Origin of the sequence: Alteromonas sp. 009811495 (assembly GCF_028865455.1) — a bacterium.
Taxonomy (GTDB): domain Bacteria; phylum Pseudomonadota; class Gammaproteobacteria; order Enterobacterales; family Alteromonadaceae; genus Alteromonas.
This window is the reverse complement of sequence record NZ_CP113972.1, coordinates 3,522,295-3,538,164: the sequence shown is the minus strand read 5'-3', so window position 1 is coordinate 3,538,164 and position 15,870 is coordinate 3,522,295. Positions and strand designations below refer to the sequence as shown.

General features: G+C 44.8%; 13 protein-coding genes. 8 read left to right on the top strand and 5 right to left on the bottom strand.

The window, feature by feature from the left end:
- Window positions 1-20: 20 nt before the first annotated feature.
- From OZ660_RS15975 to OZ660_RS15940, 8 genes are all read left to right on the top strand, one after another.
- Window positions 21-1,127, top strand: coding sequence for a glycosyltransferase family 4 protein (locus OZ660_RS15975; RefSeq protein WP_202262441.1), 1,107 nt, complete (start codon window positions 21-23; stop codon window positions 1,125-1,127).
- 14 nt (window positions 1,128-1,141) lie between these two features.
- A complete protein-coding gene (locus OZ660_RS15970) occupies window positions 1,142-2,068 on the top strand; it encodes a glycosyltransferase family 2 protein (RefSeq protein WP_274741602.1) in 927 nt (308 codons plus the stop codon).
- Window positions 2,069-2,261: 193 nt separating this feature from the next.
- Window positions 2,262-2,705, top strand: coding sequence for a UDP-N-acetylglucosamine--LPS N-acetylglucosamine transferase (locus OZ660_RS15965; protein WP_159626437.1), 444 nt, complete (start codon window positions 2,262-2,264; stop codon window positions 2,703-2,705).
- A complete protein-coding gene (locus tag OZ660_RS15960) occupies window positions 2,702-3,181 on the top strand; it encodes a glycosyltransferase (RefSeq protein WP_274741601.1) in 480 nt (159 codons plus the stop codon). The genes OZ660_RS15965 and OZ660_RS15960 overlap by 4 nt, the downstream gene beginning before the upstream one ends.
- Window positions 3,182-3,197: 16 nt before the next feature.
- Entirely contained in the window at window positions 3,198-4,523 is a 1,326-nt protein-coding gene (locus tag OZ660_RS15955; protein ID WP_274741600.1) for an oligosaccharide flippase family protein, read from the top strand.
- Window positions 4,524-4,610: 87 nt separating this feature from the next.
- A complete protein-coding gene (locus OZ660_RS15950) occupies window positions 4,611-5,687 on the top strand; it encodes a Kelch repeat-containing protein (RefSeq protein ID WP_274741599.1) in 1,077 nt (358 codons plus the stop codon).
- A gap of 206 nt (window positions 5,688-5,893) precedes the next feature.
- The gene (locus OZ660_RS15945; RefSeq protein ID WP_226433828.1) at window positions 5,894-7,537 is read left to right on the top strand and encodes a Na/Pi cotransporter family protein; all 1,644 of its coding nucleotides are present in this window, start codon (window positions 5,894-5,896) and stop codon (window positions 7,535-7,537) included.
- Window positions 7,538-7,568: 31 nt separating this feature from the next.
- Window positions 7,569-8,984 carry an MBL fold metallo-hydrolase RNA specificity domain-containing protein gene (locus OZ660_RS15940; protein WP_274741598.1) on the top strand — a complete coding sequence of 472 codons (1,416 nt, stop codon included), beginning with the start codon at window positions 7,569-7,571 and terminating at the stop codon, window positions 8,982-8,984.
- Between the two features lie 21 nt (window positions 8,985-9,005).
- Here OZ660_RS15940 and OZ660_RS15935 read toward each other — a convergent pair whose 3' ends face one another.
- The 5 genes from OZ660_RS15935 to OZ660_RS15915 all read right to left on the bottom strand — a co-directional run bounded on the left by OZ660_RS15935 (window position 9,006) and on the right by OZ660_RS15915 (window position 15,841).
- Window positions 9,006-9,791: a crotonase/enoyl-CoA hydratase family protein gene (locus tag OZ660_RS15935; RefSeq protein WP_274741597.1), complete on the bottom strand. Its 786-nt coding sequence runs from the start codon at window positions 9,789-9,791 to the stop codon at window positions 9,006-9,008.
- Between the two features lie 58 nt (window positions 9,792-9,849).
- Entirely contained in the window at window positions 9,850-11,925 is a 2,076-nt protein-coding gene (locus OZ660_RS15930; RefSeq protein WP_274741596.1) for an ATP-dependent helicase, read from the bottom strand.
- Window positions 11,926-12,026: 101 nt separating this feature from the next.
- Window positions 12,027-13,760 (bottom strand): protein adenylyltransferase SelO, encoded by a 1,734-nt coding sequence (locus OZ660_RS15925; protein ID WP_274741595.1) that lies wholly within the window; start codon window positions 13,758-13,760, stop codon window positions 12,027-12,029.
- Between the two features lie 96 nt (window positions 13,761-13,856).
- Window positions 13,857-14,414: a DUF1439 domain-containing protein gene (locus tag OZ660_RS15920; protein WP_274741594.1), complete on the bottom strand. Its 558-nt coding sequence runs from the start codon at window positions 14,412-14,414 to the stop codon at window positions 13,857-13,859.
- A 47-nt stretch (window positions 14,415-14,461) separates the two neighbouring features.
- Entirely contained in the window at window positions 14,462-15,841 is a 1,380-nt protein-coding gene (locus OZ660_RS15915; RefSeq protein WP_274741593.1) for a winged helix-turn-helix domain-containing protein, read from the bottom strand.
- Window positions 15,842-15,870 lie beyond the last annotated feature (29 nt).

Below are 15,870 nucleotides of genomic sequence, written 5' to 3'. Positions count from 1 at the left end.
TACGTTGTAGGAGAACAACTATGAGCGATACTATTCAACGAAAGGGCGTTGCGATTATAGGAACAAAAGCACGTGGTGGGATCCATGCTGTCATCGAAAACCACATTCAAGCAGGGGTCTATGATGATTATGAACGCTACGTCATTGTGTCTCATGATGATGGCAGTATGCTAAAACGCTTTTACGTTTATTTCAGCGCGTTAGCGTCATTACTCGGACTACTGTTTAGAAGCAAAGTCGACATTTGTCATCTGCACGGTTCGCATAAAGGCAGTATCTACCGAAAAGCACTGTTTATTCTTGTGTGCAAGCTATTTAACTGTAAAGTTATTTTCCATCTACATGGCTCGGTGTTTGCGCGCACCTATGACAGTGCGGGTGGTTTCTACAAGGGCCTTGTTAGATATGTCTTAAATAATGCCGATAGCGTTTTTGTGCTTTCTGAGTATTGGGCAAAATACGTCAGCGCTATTTCAAGTAACGATGACATTCGCGTTATAAACAACTTCCCGTCTCCTATTTTTGAGTCTCTCTACCAACAGAAAACCTTTACCTTTACTCAGCCAATTAATTTTTTGTTCTTAGGCTATATTGGTCAGCGAAAAGGCATATACGACCTTGTTGACGCTGTAGAAAGTCTAAAACGACGAGGAGTCGGAGGGTTTAAGATAAAGGTGGGCGGTAACGGAGAAATAGATAAGCTGAAGGCGTTGATAACGGAAAAGGCGTTATCTGACTACTTTGACGTGATTGGCTGGGTGACTGGAGACCAAAAATACCAGCTAATGAACGAAGCTGATGTTCTATTACTCCCTTCACATAACGAAGGGCTTCCTATCGCTATTTTAGAAGCTATGTCGGCAGGTCTTGCGGTGATAAGTACGACGGTAGGCGGCATCCCTGAGGCAATCCCTGACGACAGTGCGGGGTTACTTATTGAGCCCGGTGACAAACAGGCGTTAGCGCAAGCAATTGAGACATATATTACAGATAAGGCGCTAATAGCACGCGCAGCCGAAATCTCACGGCAACGCTACGATTCTGCCTATTCGTCGACATCAAATGTAAAAATCATAAGAGATGTCCTCGAAAAACTGATTAATGGCGAATTGTCTACTGCGGGCTAAACCGCTGTGAGGGCATGATGAAGATAGACGTCACTGTCATTATTGCGGCGTATAACGCCGCGCAAACGATAGCTACAGCAATTGATTCTGTGCTCAATCAAACTCACTATAATCTAGAGCTTATTGTGGTGGACGATTGTTCGGCCGACGATACTTTCTCTATTGCCATGGCGTATGCCCAACATGACTCTCGAGTAAAGGTACTAAAAACACCTCAAAATATGGGGCCGAGTGCTGCGCGAAATACAGCGATACGCGCAGCGAGTGGCGCTTTCTTCACCGTACTTGATGCTGATGACTGGTTTACAAGCGACAGGCTAACCACGCTTTTAAACGCCGCTTTAAACAACAATGCCGATGTGGTGATAGATAGTTACTTTCTTGCCAACCCGAAAACTAAAGCTTGCTATGCGGCAAAGCATACAAATTTGTGCCCGCTTAACGCGCACCAATACATTGATGGGGTCTTTTTTATTGCTAACGGCTTGGGTTCAACCAAACCTTTAATAAGCATGGCACTTATTAGGCAAAGCAACGCGGAATTCAATGAGCACATAAATGGTGGCGAAGACCTATTACTCTATGCTCAGCTGGTATTGATTGCGCCAACGAGCTTGTTTATCAATTGCCCTACGTATTGTCGTACTGAGTCACCCCAGTCAATTTCAAGGGGCAATCGAATTCGCTTTCTTAATGATGTGCTGAATGCCTATGCGATACTTCGACAGCTTGTTCACTCCAATAATCGCGTTACCCCGCAACTTTTAAACGCGTTAAGCTACAGAGAAATGGTGGTTGAAGACGCGTTAGTCGCTGCCAAGTGGAAACACTGGTTATCCCAACAATGTAAACCGCCCGTTCCTTCTACAAAGAGTTTATTACGGCTTATACGACATATATGGTGTCGCAAAGCGCGATATTCCATAAATGTACTATCATAAATATCGTGATTTGCATTCTGCATAAAACCTTATGAAATCGCATTTTCATTTTGCGAAATGCAAATAAGTAAAAACGATGTTTTTTGTGTAACTTTTTGATATTTATTGCTTTTTAAGTTTGGCCTGAGCTTTGCTCTTACTACAGTGTAGTGACTATTCGGTCCCGAGACCGTTTCTATACTGGAGTATCATCATGAAGCAGAAAAAACTTTTAGCAGTAGCATCTCAAGGCGGTCATTTAATTCAGTTGTTGCGTTTAAAGCCTGTTTTTGACCGCTATGACACCAGCTATGTTTCCAACCATTATCGCGAAGGTATGGGAAGTAAGTTTTTTAAGGTTATTGATGCGAACGGCAATGAGAAAATGAAGTTGCTTGTGCTGTTTGTGCAAATGGCATGGATAATGGCTATCAAGCGTCCAGATGTCGTAATTTCAAGTGGTGCCGCACCTGGCTTTTTTGCTGTAATGCTCGGTAAGTTTTTTGGCGCTAAAACAATTTGGATAGACAGTATAGCTAACGCAGAAGAGCTGTCACTGTCGGGTAAGAAAGTAGGTGCATTTGCTGATCTTTGGTTAACGCAGTGGCCAAACTTAGTCCAGCCTTCTGGCCCTCAATATCAAGGGAGAGTTTTATGATATTTTTGACTGTAGGTACACAGTTACCTTTTGACCGTTTTGTTGAAGCTGTCGACACATGGGCAGCAAACCATCCAGAAGTTGAAATATTTGGTCAAATTGGTGAAGGAGAGTATCAGCCAAAGCACATTAAATACTGTGCGTTTTTGGATGAAAAAGCCTACAAGCAAGAATTCGATAAGGCAGAAGCGGTGCTGGCACATGCGGCAATGGGCTCTATTATCACCTCACTGATTGAGTCGAAGCCTGTTGTCGTGTTTCCTAGGGTGGCAGCGTTAGGTGAACACCGTAATGAGCACCAATTGGCTACATGTAGAAATTTTGAACAGCTTGACGGTTGCTATGTCACGTATGACGTAGAGCAACTTTATAAAACCCTCGATGAGGTCTCATCGCTTAAAGCTGGATCGTTAGGCCAGTTTGCCAATACTGATTTAATGGATAGCATAGAGAGTTTTATTCTTTCTGATAGCTAAGAAAAGGACTCACTTTATGGAAAAAGTGCCAAAGTGGCGTCTTTATCTTGCCGACCCCCATATGAGAGAAATGCTTCTTGGTAGCGCAGTAGGGCTTACGGTCAAGGTACTTGCGGCGTTAAGTTTGTTCGCAATGAACGTTGTGGTTACTCGCACCGTTGGCGCTACTCAAGCCGGTTTGTTCTTTCTCTCTTTCACACTCATAACTATCATTGCCACAGTTGGTCGCATTGGGTTAGATCAGGCGGTCGTGCGATTTATAGCGAAAGAAGGGGGCACAGACAGTTCAGATAAAGAAAGTCAGGTTCACAGTGTCTATATAAAAGCAGTGATTTGGACATTGATAGCATCAACATCGTGCTCTTTGATTTTTTATTTTGCTGCGCCTTGGCTTAATAATGCGGTATTTCAGTTACTTGGTTTTACGGCTGTTTTCAAAACCATGCTGTTAGCCGCCCCCGTTATTGCCATTTACATTATCCATGCTCAAGCCCTACAAGGACTGAAGAAAATCTCTCAATCGATGCTGGTTTCAAGTGTATTGTTACCCAGTGTGATTCTGGTTTTATTAGTGATTGTGCCAGTTAATAGTGCTCAGGATATTGGCAACTATTTCGTTATTGCGAGCGCATCAACACTTATTATCGGCGTGTGTTTTTGGGCTTATTCGGCTCCCAAGCCGATGAACAAAACAGCGTTTCCATCAGCAGTGCTGCGCAGCACATGTATGCCGCTGTGGACTGTGGCCATTGTGCATCAAGTGATCCAATGGTCTTCCCAACTTATGTTAGGGGTATGGGAAGATGCACAGGGTGTGGCATTTTTTGCCACTGCACAGCGCACAGCTATGCTGACCAGCTTTATTTTATTTGCTGTTAACACAATTGCAGCACCAAAGTTTGCCGCCATGCACGCAGCACATGATATGGACGGGGTTAGGCGCATGGCCATTATGTCAGTACGCATGATGTTACTTGTTGCGAGCCCCACTACCTTGTTTATTTTCTTATTCCCTGAATGGTTGATGAGTATATTCGGTGAGGAATTTAGGGCTGCTTCTTATGCGTTAATGATCTTGGCGGCAGGGCAATTTGTGAATATTGCCACAGGTTCCGTGGGTTATTTGCTAAGCATGACTGGGCTTGAGAAAAAAGTGCGCGATAATGTGCTAGTAAGTGGCGCGCTAACAGTGGCGCTGGGGTTAGCGTTAATACCATCATATGGCGTCATTGGAGCCGCAATAGCGTATGCCTGCGGAGTAGCTTCACAGAATTTACTAGGGGTATATCAGGTGAAGAAACATCTTGGTTTTAATACGTTGTGTTTTTGGCGCACCGCTTAACAACGCATATTCAATCGATATCATTGCTAAGTAAACCCACCCCTGCTAGCGTAGCAATACCGCATTAGATTATTCAAAGAAAACGCTATGCAAGAAAAGGCCAGAAATCGCTCAGTACAACCGGGTGTGCTACTGACACTAATCACCTTCATGTTTACCTCGCAGGTGGCTCTAGCTAATACTGTCGATGAAGTGAGCGGGCTTAAGATGTGGCAGGATGCACCGTCATTACCCTACAGAGTGCAAGAGATTTATCCAACCGTTTTTGAAAACCATATTGTTGTGGCCGGAGGGCTATCGCCAGATGTAGACGCAAACAAAATTGGTGTGTCCAAACGGGTTATTGCATTTAATATCGAAAACTCTCGATGGATTGAATGGCATGCGTTACCTGAACCACGTCATCATCCCATGTTAATCGTGGTAAGCGATAGGCTATTTGCATTTGGTGGTTTTGTTCAAGGTAGCAATGGCATGTGGCATAACAGCGTTGATGTGCTTGAACTCATTAGAAAAGATGACACAAAAAGCAACGCAGGCGCAACATGGAATAAAGTGGCCAAGCTCCCCGGGCCTCTAGCTGAAACACTATCAGCGGTGCACAACAATAAAGTACATCTGGTCAGTGGTAGAGCTCCTTCTACAGCGTCTAATAATAGTCAGTGGAATGATCAAAGCGACGTAAACACGCATTACGTTTTTGACCCACAAACCCTTTCTTTTACTCAAGCACCCGCCATACCGACCGCCCGAAACAGCGCATGCAGTGTTGTTGTTAACAACTCGCTTCACACCATTGGCGGCAGAACCGTAGCAGGCGGTAACTTGAACACGCACGAAGTGTACAGTTTTACTACGCAAAAATGGGAAACCCGTTCCCCACTGCCAGATGCCCAAGGCGGGTTGGCATGTGCCTCGTTGAACAACCGGATTTATGTATTTGGTGGTGAGTATTTTAATAATGGCGGTGGCGTGTATTCAACGGTATGGGAATACGATATAGCTCAAGATAAGTGGCAAGCGATTAGCGAAATGCCCAACCCAAGACATGGTTTAGGAGCGTTAACCGTGGACAAACGTATTTACGTTATTGGTGGTGCGCTTCAAGCAGGTGGTAACCAAACAAGCGCCCTAATGACAGTGTTTCAACCCGATACACACTAGTTGAGCCATATTCTTACCTTATTAGCCAAAGCGATGGCGTTCAAACGGGCATGTTTTCTCTTGTTTTTCGTAGCTGGCGAATGACTTTTTCTTGATTAAGAACAAAGTGTCTGTCGGCCTTGTGACTATACTCAATGCAATATTATTAGCAACTTCGGTCTAGATTTGTGATTTAACGCGCGTCGTAGGCCTGCTGACGAGGGACCATGGAAAACCTGATATTGCTAGGAAGTGTCATTGGAGGCTTAGGGTTGTTCTTATTGGCAATAGGAATGATGACCGAAGGCCTAAAATTAGCCGCAGGTAATTCATTAAGAGGACTACTTGCTAAGTACAGTGATACTCCTATTAAAGGTGTCATTTCAGGCGCCATTATGACAGCAATTGTTCAGTCGTCGAGTGCAGTAACCGTTGCATCATTGGGGTTTGTAAATGCTGGCTTATTACGTATGCGCCATGCACTTGGTATCGTGTATGGAGCGAATGTTGGCACTACAATGACTGGATGGCTCGTTGCCGCAGTAGGATTCAAAATCAATATTGCCGCATTCGCATTACCGATGATTGGGATTGGCATGATACTAAAATTGCTCAATCCAAAAGGGCGCCTTGCTTCAATAGGCATTGCGCTTGCAGGCTTTGGACTGTTTTTTGTTGGAATAGACACTCTGAAAGCTGCCTTTGAAGGCATAGTGATTACATTGGATCTAAGTCAGATAACTGCCGAAGGTGCTACAGGTTTTGTTACATTCTTACTCATAGGCGTAACGATGACCGTGTTAACCCAATCATCAAGTGCTTCCATAGCGTTGACGATAACTGCAGCTACGTCGGGGATTGTTGGATTATACGCAGCTGGTGCAATGGTCATTGGTGCAAACATAGGAACAACTTCAACTGCACTTTTAGCCTCTGTAGGCGCAACATCCAGTGCTAAGCGAGTTGCCGCTGCACAAGTGCTTTTTAACGTCGCCACCGCGCTAGTGGCCGTCGTTACCCTACCAATCTTATTTGGTACGGTTTCACTGCTTACGCAATGGTTAAATGTCCCTGCTGCTCCAGGTATTACACTTGCACTTTTCCATACGTTATTTAATGTGCTTGGTGTCTTTTTAGTGTTTCCCTTCAATGATACGATTGTGAATTTTTTAGAGCAACGATTCACATCGATTGAAGAAAAAGAGTCACACCCTCAATACCTTGATAAAAACATTGCTCAAACTCCCGTTCTCGCAGTCAATGCTACTATCCTTGAGCTCCTAGTCATTGCAGACAAGTTTTTAGCACTATATCCAAGCCTGTTTTCGACGGAAACGAATAAGCAAGACACAAGGCAGAGTGAGCTAGAAATTATAACAAAGCGCTGCTCCCATGTTTCTCAATTCATTGTCAACGTTGAGGGAGCTGCACTCAATGAAGATACAACCATTGCCCTTTCTGCGCTAATGCGAGTTGAACATTATTTTGTCTCTTGTACACACAGTGCTAAAAGCATTATCGAGAGTGATAGCGTGGGAGCGATGCAAGATAACTCGGAACTTAAAAAGCGCGTTTTTGAGTTCATAGAAGCAACGTCAGTTTTTTTACGAATGGTACGGTGGCGTCAGTTCGATAGCGAAGCATCACTCAATGTACAAATGGAGTTGCTAAGCAAAGAGTATCACGACTTAAAATCAAACTTAATTATAAGTGCTACTCGAAGCCAAATTTCAGTATCGCAAATGACCAAACTAGCAGACGCTATAGCATGTTGTTTTCAGATTTCTCAATGGTGGTTTAAAGCGTTCGAGCGATTGCAGTATGTCGAAGATGAAATCAATCAGCCACATCTCTCCATTAGCGATAAATAAAGTGAAACTGATAGAGTAGTAAGGAGATCCCATGGCAACATTAACTTTTTTAGGCGCGGTCGAGGGCGTAACGGGCTCTATGTACTTGCTTGAAACAACAAAAAGTAAGGTCCTACTAGACTGTGGATTGTATCAGGGTAAAAGGGAAGAAGAAGCGAAAAATTCAGCGCCTTTACCGATAGATGTGAAAAACATAGATGCTGTCGTGTTGTCTCATGCTCATTTGGATCACTCGGGACGGTTACCGATTTTAGTCCGCGAAGGTTATGCAGGGCCTATCTTCATGACTAGACCAACAGCAGACCTTATCGAAGTATTGTTAAAAGATGCCGCCTCACTTCAAGAGCGAGATGCAGAGTGGGAAAACAAGCGCCGTAAACGCTCAGGTAAGGCGCTGATTGAACCACTTTTTCGGGAAGGTGAAGTGGAAGGCGTAATGACTCTTACTAAACGTGTCCGCTATCAGCAAGTCATATCAATTACCAATGACATTACAGTTAATTTTGCAGAAGCGGGCCATATTCTGGGGTCAGCCATCATTGAATTAGTCGTTGAAGAAGAGGGAACTAAGAAAAAGCTCGTTTTCTCAGGTGACTTGGGAAATTCACAAGCCGCACTCTTGCGAGACCCTGAGGTCATAACCGAAGCTGATATTCTTCTGATTGAGTCTACTTACGGCGATAGAAATCATCGCTCTATGGAAGAGACTTTGGATGAGTTTGAAAAGGTTATTTTGCAAGCTAGTCAAAATGGTGGAAATATTCTTATACCATCTTTCGCCGTCGGTCGTACGCAAGAAATAATCTTTCGTCTAGGAGAGCTCTACCAGCAAGGCAAGCTAAGACACCAAAAAGTCTATTTAGATAGCCCAATGGCTATTGCTGTAACAGAGATTTATCATCGGTATCAGGACGTTTACAACGATGAAGATCTTGATGCTATAGAAGAGGGGGCACATAAAATACATAGTCGCAACTTAAGCCTACATTCTCTATTACCCATTCTGAGTTATACAACTTCAACCGAAGAATCAATAGCCTTAAACAAACTGGTTAGTGGAGCGATTATCATCGCGGGAAGTGGTATGTGTAATGGCGGGCGAATTCGGCACCACCTTAAACAAAATTTGTGGCGAAGACAGTCTCACGTTATTTTTGTTGGCTTTCAAGCGGTGGGTACGCCAGGGAGGCTCCTTGTCGATGGTGCTAAACGTATGAAAATTGTGGGAGAAGACATTGCCGTTAATGCGAGCATTCATACATTAGGCGGTTTTTCCGCTCACGCTAGCCAAGCGCAATTAATTGATTGGCTCTCAAATTTTGCTAATACACCGCGAGTTTTTTTAGTTCACGGCGAAGACAATGCTAAATTAGCGCTTCAAAAAGCAATGCTGTCAAAAGGGTACAAGTCTACTATCCCGGCATTGAATCAACGTGTGGAGTTCTAATCACGAATAATAAGTTGTGGATTACAGCTCATATTCCGAATCACTATTTCCAAGCGAGCGCTTAACGGCAATCTTTTGGTTTTTGCCCATAAAAATTTTTATTTGGTTTATGGTTTCTTTAGCCAGAATTTGTCGCTCATTGGTTCCCCATACTTGCTGATACATACGTTTTACACGCCTATTAACATCAGGTGAGCGCGCCATAAGCTGAAGCGCTAACTGTTGCGCTTCCTCTTTGGGTGAGTCTGAAGTTTTCGAGATAAGCCCAATAGTCAGTGCTTTTTCTGGCGTAAGTTCTTCTGCGGTAATCGCAATACGTTTAGCGTGGTCAATACCCATACACTCTCGCATGCCTAACGTGCCGCCCATGTCGGGTATCAGCCCCCATTTGGCTTCTAGCACCGACAACGAGCTGTCTGGTGTGGCAATTCTATAGTCACCGCCTAACGCTATTTGCATACCGCCACCCCAACACTTTCCGTGTATTGCCATAATGACGGGAACCGGTAAGCGTCGCCAGCCAACACTGACTTGTTGGGCCAAATTGGGGTTGCCAGGAAGCCACTTCCACATCAGCTTTAGCGCGCTTTTAGGGTTTCCCATAACCGATTTAACATCTAAACCGCTACAAAAACTGGCTCCGTTGCCTGACACAATAACTACACGCACGGCCCTGTCTTTTTTGATGCGGCTGATGCAATCTGCAATGGCGGTAAACATGCCTTCGTTTAAGGCATTGTGTTTGTCAGGACGATTTAGCTCAACATAGGCAATGCCATTTTCGACGTGGTAGTGTAGGTAGCTCATTATTTTTCTCTGTTAGGCAATACAGCGTTTCAACGTATAAAAATAAATGTACCTTAGTTCAGCCTTGGTTGTCCCACATTCCTAGAATGTTTTTCTTTATATCAGCAATAGCGCCTTTGGCTATTTTCTTTTCGCCCTCAGACGCGGTGCGTTTTGGATAGAATACTGGCTCCATATGGGCGCATAGGCTGTCAGTGAAGAAGCGGCTCTTTGCACCGTATACATGCTTGTCGCCAAATTTTTGTTGTTCCGGTACCCAATACTTTAAAGGTTGAATAAGGCTTAACTCATCTTTTGCTCGCGTAATTGCCACATAAAGTAAGCGGCGCTCTTCCTCTAACGCGCGCTTATCGCCTGCGGCATATTCGTTGGGAAAGTTGCCATCGGCCACATTGAGCACAAATACATTTTTCCATTCTTGCCCCTTAGCACTATGCACGGTAGACAGAATAAGGTAATCGTCGTCAATAAGTGGCGCACCGGCCAGATCGCCGGAGCTTTGAGGTGGGTCTAACGTGAGCTCTGTTAAAAAGCGCTCTCGAGAGGTGAATTGCTGAGAAATCATCGATAGCTGTTCTATATCGCCATAACGGACAAAATGATCGTCGTAGTTTACTTCCAGCAATTCTTTGTAAAACGTTGCTATTGCGCTGGTTTGCTCTGCCCACACTAGCTTGTTGCTTTGAATATCATCAAGCAAGGTGGCTAAAGTTTTAAACGTCGACTTCGCAGACTCAGGTATGGCATAAGTGTGCAGCGAAGACAGCAAAAAGTTTTGTGATTCAAGGTAACTAAACACTTTATCGGCAATCTTAGGCCCTATACCTGGTAGCAATTTAAGCACGCGAAATGCAGAAATTTTATGTTTCGGGTTGTCAGCCCAGCGCAATATGCAAAGTACATCTTTCACATGTGCAGCTTCTAAAAACTTAAGTCCACCGTGCTTTACAAAGGGAATGTTGCGCCGCGTAAGTTCAAGCTCAAGGCGATCGCTGTGATAGCTAGAGCGAAACAGTACCGCTTGCTGTTTTAATTCAATACCTTCTTCGCGGGCTGCCAATATGCGCTCTACGATAAATTCAGCTTGTTTAACGTCGTTTTCAACGGTAACCCATTTAGGCTTAGGGCCAGCTTTACGCTCGCTATACAACTCAACTTTATAGCCTTCACTACTTTCATCTAACAAGGCATTTGAAAGGGCCAAGATTTGCGGGTGAGAGCGGTAGTTTTGCTGAAGTGATATTACCTTGCCAGGTAACGAAAACGCCGTGGGGAAGTTAAGAATATTATCAACGGTAGCTGAACGAAATGAGTAGATTGATTGAGCGTCATCGCCTACTACAGTAAGTCCTTCGCCTGTCGGGAAAAAGCCTTTTAATATGCCTGCTTGAAGAACGTTTGTATCTTGGTATTCATCGACCAAAATATAGTCAAACTGCTTGCGTACCTCAGTGGCTATTGCTTCTACCTGAGCCATGTGAAAGCAATACAGCAGTAGGTCGTCATAATCTAAACTGACTTGTTCAATTTTAGTCTTCGCGTATTGGGAAAACAGTGTGGTTAGCTCGTCTTCCCACTCAGCGCAATAGGGGAAGTGGCTCTCAAGAATGTCGCCAAGGCTGGCTTGTGCGTTGACACAGCGAGAGTAGATTTCTAAGCATGTTTTTTTCTTTGGAAAACGACGGTTAACGCTGCTGAATCCGAGCTCATGACGAATAAGGTCGATCATGTCTGCACTGTCGTTTCTATCCATTACCGTGAAATCGGCCTGCAGGCCAATAGACGAGGCGTGCTCTCTTAATAGCCGTGAAGCAATAGAGTGAAAGGTGCCCATCCAAGGTAGTGTTACGGGGTGATAGGCAGCTTGTTTCTCGCGTAAGGTTCTCTCGACAATGCGATTGGCCCGTGAGCTGAGCTCAGATGCGGCACGACGCGCAAAGGTCATCAACAAAATGCGCTCTGGCGCAACCCCCTTTAATATGAGTTGCGCTGTTTTGTGTGCAAGTGTATTGGTTTTACCTGTGCCCGCGCCAGCAATGATAAGAAGCGGGTGATGGTGAGCAGGCTTACTCGAACTAAGACCGAAGGTTACCGCTTCTTGCTGCTGGGCGTTTAATTCTGTTGTTAATAGCATAACGACTTATCCGAGTAATGAATGATTACAGGATAAATCAAAATACTGTATGTTTAAACAGTTTTGATGTTCACGACTTCCTCATCAATTGAAGTAAGCGGTCATGAAGAGCAGCTGTAATGCGAAACACCGCCAGCACCAAAAAACTCAAGTGGGCGTCGCTTGTAAAACTCCTGCTCTATTGCCTGCGTTTGTTCTTCATAGGGTTTACTTAGAACGTCTTGCAGGTAATGAATACGCGTAAAGTCGCCGGTTTCGGCGCGCTTGTAAGCAGGCACGACAAGCCATTCGCGCCAAGTATATTTAGGGTTGGTACGCCGCATTTGCGCCGCGATAGCTTCCTTGTCACCGCTGCTTTCAATCTGCTTTTGCCACGCACCGAGCCATGCTTTCCACTGTGATAACAACAACTCTTTCGGCGCGTTGTAGAAGCTTGGTGAAAAGGCGCTAACATCTTTAGGAAGTGATGATAGTTCTCTAAAGAATATGGTGTAGTCTACGCCCGTGCGCACCATTAGCTGCAACAACTCAACAAGAAGCGTGTGATCATATTGACTAAGCCCAAGTTTAGCTGCCCACATCCCTTGCATCTTGCTTTCCATCACCTCAGGGAATTCGTCGGAAACAAGTGATAGGGCGTTGGCTTCATTCTTGGCGTCTTCAAGTAGGACAGCCAAAGCACTACACAACATTTCAAAATTCTTATGTGCGGCAATAGGCTGATTCAAAAACGAGAAGTGACGACCACCCCCTGTCCACGGCTGATAGACGGGGTCGAACATTTCGCAAAAGCCAAAAGGGCCATAGTCGAGTGTATAACCACCACCTGCGCAGTTGTCGCTGTTGAAATTGCCTTGGCAGTATCCCACTCTTACCCAGTGTGAAACTAATGTTGTTAGTCGCTCTCGAAATGCGATAGCTAGTTCGACCACCTGCTTTTCAAAGGGCAGGGTGGTATCGATGTCTTCTTTGTATTCTCTTTCAATAAGGTGCGCAACAATGGCTTTCAATTCATTTAATGCATTTGGATGCTCATGCCTGCGTGCGCGCCGTCCAAACAATTCAACTTGGCCTACGCGCAAGAACGAGGGAGCGACGCGGGTGGAAATAGCAACCAGATTTGGCACCATAATTTCAGGATCTTGAGAGTCTGAACCTTCAAGATACCAGGGTCTGTCTACTGTTTCAGATTGTGACATAAACAAGCTAAGCGAACGGGATGTGGGTACGCCAAGCGCATGCATATGCTCTTGAGCTAAAAACTCGCGCACACTTGAGCGCAGCACCGCGCGTCCATCTGCGCCGCGACAATAAGGCGTTCTGCCAGCCCCTTTTAGCTGCATTTCCCATCGTTTGCCGTTAAGTTCTACCTCTAATACAGATAGCGCACGTCCATCACCGTAGCCATTGCCTGTTTGAAATGGGCACTGCTGTGTATATTCCGTTCCGTAAATAGACAGGGCGTAGCCCGTTGCCCAACCATATGGATGTATGTTGCTGTCAATATTAGACATATCGCCGGAAAACAGACGTTTAAAGTCATGCTCAAGCGCGAGGCTTTCGTCAAAACCAAGTTCATCAAAAAAGGCTTGGCTGTGAGCGACATAAAGCGGATCAGCAATAGGCGTTGGGGTGACAGGTACATAATGGCCGCTAAAAACCTGACGGGGTTTGTGATCGTTACCATCTTCAGTTGCCTGCGGGTCAGCCGTTAGGGTGTTTAACAATGAGTAGTCGACATGCTGTGCCAGCTCATGCATGGTTTTTATCTTAACGCTGGTGGCTGTGCTGGTATCTGGGCTGGGCGTTTTCTTTGAATGCGTATTAGTGGCCATAAAATGAGTTACCTTTCAAATCGACGAAGATATTTGTGAAAACACGCTCAAGGTATATTAATTCCAAGGCTTCTGAATTCTAAGTGCTTTGAATTTTTAGCGCTTTGGGCGTAGAACAAGTCGGCCTTGTTCAACATCAAGGCTTAAAGGCACGGAAGACAACAGCCCAATGACGTCATTACTTGTGTCTAGTGTGTAAACTGGGTTTGAGGCAAGGTATCCATTGACTAGCATCATCATTTCACCGCTCACTGGTGCAATGTTACCTCGGTAGCCTCCTGCATCAATTGTACTATCCAATAGCGAGAGGGAACGAACGAAAATCGCCTTTTTTTCACTGTCATAGTAAGGCGTACCTTCAATCATCAAACTGACTTTCATGGGATAGTTAAAGCCAAACGCACTAACTGTTGCTGTAGCCTGAGTGCCAAGTGAAACCACATCTCTTCCCTTAGGACCGATATCAACTGTTAAGTCGTCCACGCTGAGCATAAGCGGAATACCGGCCAAGTAGGCCTTTTTTTGTAATTGAACCAATTGTTCGTCTAGGGCTTGCTCTATTTCACTGTCTGAAATACTAAATACCGACCACTGTGGTAGGTTGGCGCAGCCATTTAAGAAAAGCATTGCTGCCAACATAATAAAAAATCGCATTAATTGTCTTCTCGCTAATTGTCTAGTTCTTCGCTTGATTACAGGGTTTATTGTTGGCTGATACACACGGAACTGCCCAACTTTTCTTTGAACTGAGTGCACATGCGCTCAGCTTCTGCGCTTCGACCTGTTTGCGCAAGCACTAAGGCCAGGCCACGTGTTGCTGGCCCGTCATAAGGCGCAAATGATAGTACGTGACGGTACCATATCTCAGCTTCATTCATATTGTTTTGCGCAAAATATTTGTTACCAATAGCGGCGCCTAAGTTTGCGCGCCACGGTCTGCCATGGTTGGTATTGCCAGCTTGCTCAAGGTTCATTGCATTGAGTGCTTTTTTGAAATAACTGATAGCGTCAGAGGTGTGCCCTAAAATCTCGTGAACATCACCCATATTAATAAGCACATCCCAGGCGTTAGGGTTTAACTCAAGTGCCTTTTCATAATGCTGTAACGCACGTGTTAACTTATTTTGCGCTGATAAGACAAAGCCATGGGCTTTGTGAGCTTTAGCATCATATGGCGCAATGGCAATCGCGTTGCTTGAATATTGGTAGGCCCGTAGAAGTATTTGTCTGGCTTCATCGCTATTTAACCGGCCAGATAACAGCGCTTTTTCCAGGTTCATTGCTTTCCAATCTGCAGAATTACCGTTCGGTACTAAGCGAATAGCACGTTGCACAAGCGCATTGGCGATCCCTGCGTTTGCCTGCACCGAATCAGGGGCAGCGGCCAATGCTTGTTGGTACAGCGTTAACGCCATTTCGTTGTCTGCACGTGTAATGTAATGATAGTACTCATCGGCCTGGCGCAACAATGAAGAAACGTGTTCTGTTTGCTGATTTGGGCTATGCTTTGATGCCGATTGTAAAGGCAATAAGAATACAAAAATGCCAATAGCGATAGCAGCTGCCAGTAGCCCAGTAAGAGTATAGCGCTTAATCATATTGGATTGAGAGGGGCGTATGGGCGAACTTGCCGTTGACTCGGTAGCAGAATTGGTAGTTGTAGCTTTAGCTGAATCATTAGCTAAATCAACAGGCGACTCGGTATCCTCTGAAGTGATACTTTCAATACTTTCCCAACGACAAGTTTGTGCAATAAGCCGATAGCCGCGTTTTGGGAGTGTTTCAATGATACTTGGCTTGCGCGGGTTATCACCCAAGATTTTTCTCACTCGTGATACACAGCGAGCCAATGCGTCTTCATTGACGACAGTGTTTGGCCATAAGCTTTCCAACAACTCATCTTTTGATACCAAACGGTGTTTGTTTTGCGCCAATAGCAGTAACAGGGCAACGCCAAGAGGGTCAATTCGTAGCTCTTCAGACGGCGTGCTAAGATGGAATTGGTCAGCGCTGAGTTCACCTGTGTCAGTATTTATGACCCACTGGTTAATTCTAAGTAATTTTGAAGCGCTTGTTTTCATTGGTTTTTATCTTTATTAACACCGGGTGG

Bases quoted from the DNA above. Each gene is read 5' to 3' on its own strand.
- OZ660_RS15975 (WP_202262441.1), top strand. From the start codon at position 21: ATGAGCGATACTATTCAACGAAAGGGCGTTGCGATTATAGGAACAAAA.
- OZ660_RS15970 (WP_274741602.1), top strand. From the start codon at position 1,142: ATGATGAAGATAGACGTCACTGTCATTATTGCGGCGTATAACGCCGCG.
- OZ660_RS15965 (WP_159626437.1), top strand. From the start codon at position 2,262: ATGAAGCAGAAAAAACTTTTAGCAGTAGCATCTCAAGGCGGTCATTTA.
- OZ660_RS15960 (WP_274741601.1), top strand. From the start codon at position 2,702: ATGATATTTTTGACTGTAGGTACACAGTTACCTTTTGACCGTTTTGTT.
- OZ660_RS15955 (WP_274741600.1), top strand. From the start codon at position 3,198: ATGGAAAAAGTGCCAAAGTGGCGTCTTTATCTTGCCGACCCCCATATG.
- OZ660_RS15950 (WP_274741599.1), top strand. From the start codon at position 4,611: ATGCAAGAAAAGGCCAGAAATCGCTCAGTACAACCGGGTGTGCTACTG.
- OZ660_RS15945 (WP_226433828.1), top strand. From the start codon at position 5,894: ATGGAAAACCTGATATTGCTAGGAAGTGTCATTGGAGGCTTAGGGTTG.
- OZ660_RS15940 (WP_274741598.1), top strand. From the start codon at position 7,569: ATGGCAACATTAACTTTTTTAGGCGCGGTCGAGGGCGTAACGGGCTCT.
- OZ660_RS15935 (WP_274741597.1), bottom strand. From the start codon at position 9,791: ATGAGCTACCTACACTACCACGTCGAAAATGGCATTGCCTATGTTGAG.
- OZ660_RS15930 (WP_274741596.1), bottom strand. From the start codon at position 11,925: ATGCTATTAACAACAGAATTAAACGCCCAGCAGCAAGAAGCGGTAACC.
- OZ660_RS15925 (WP_274741595.1), bottom strand. From the start codon at position 13,760: ATGGCCACTAATACGCATTCAAAGAAAACGCCCAGCCCAGATACCAGC.
- OZ660_RS15920 (WP_274741594.1), bottom strand. From the start codon at position 14,414: ATGCGATTTTTTATTATGTTGGCAGCAATGCTTTTCTTAAATGGCTGC.
- OZ660_RS15915 (WP_274741593.1), bottom strand. From the start codon at position 15,841: ATGAAAACAAGCGCTTCAAAATTACTTAGAATTAACCAGTGGGTCATA.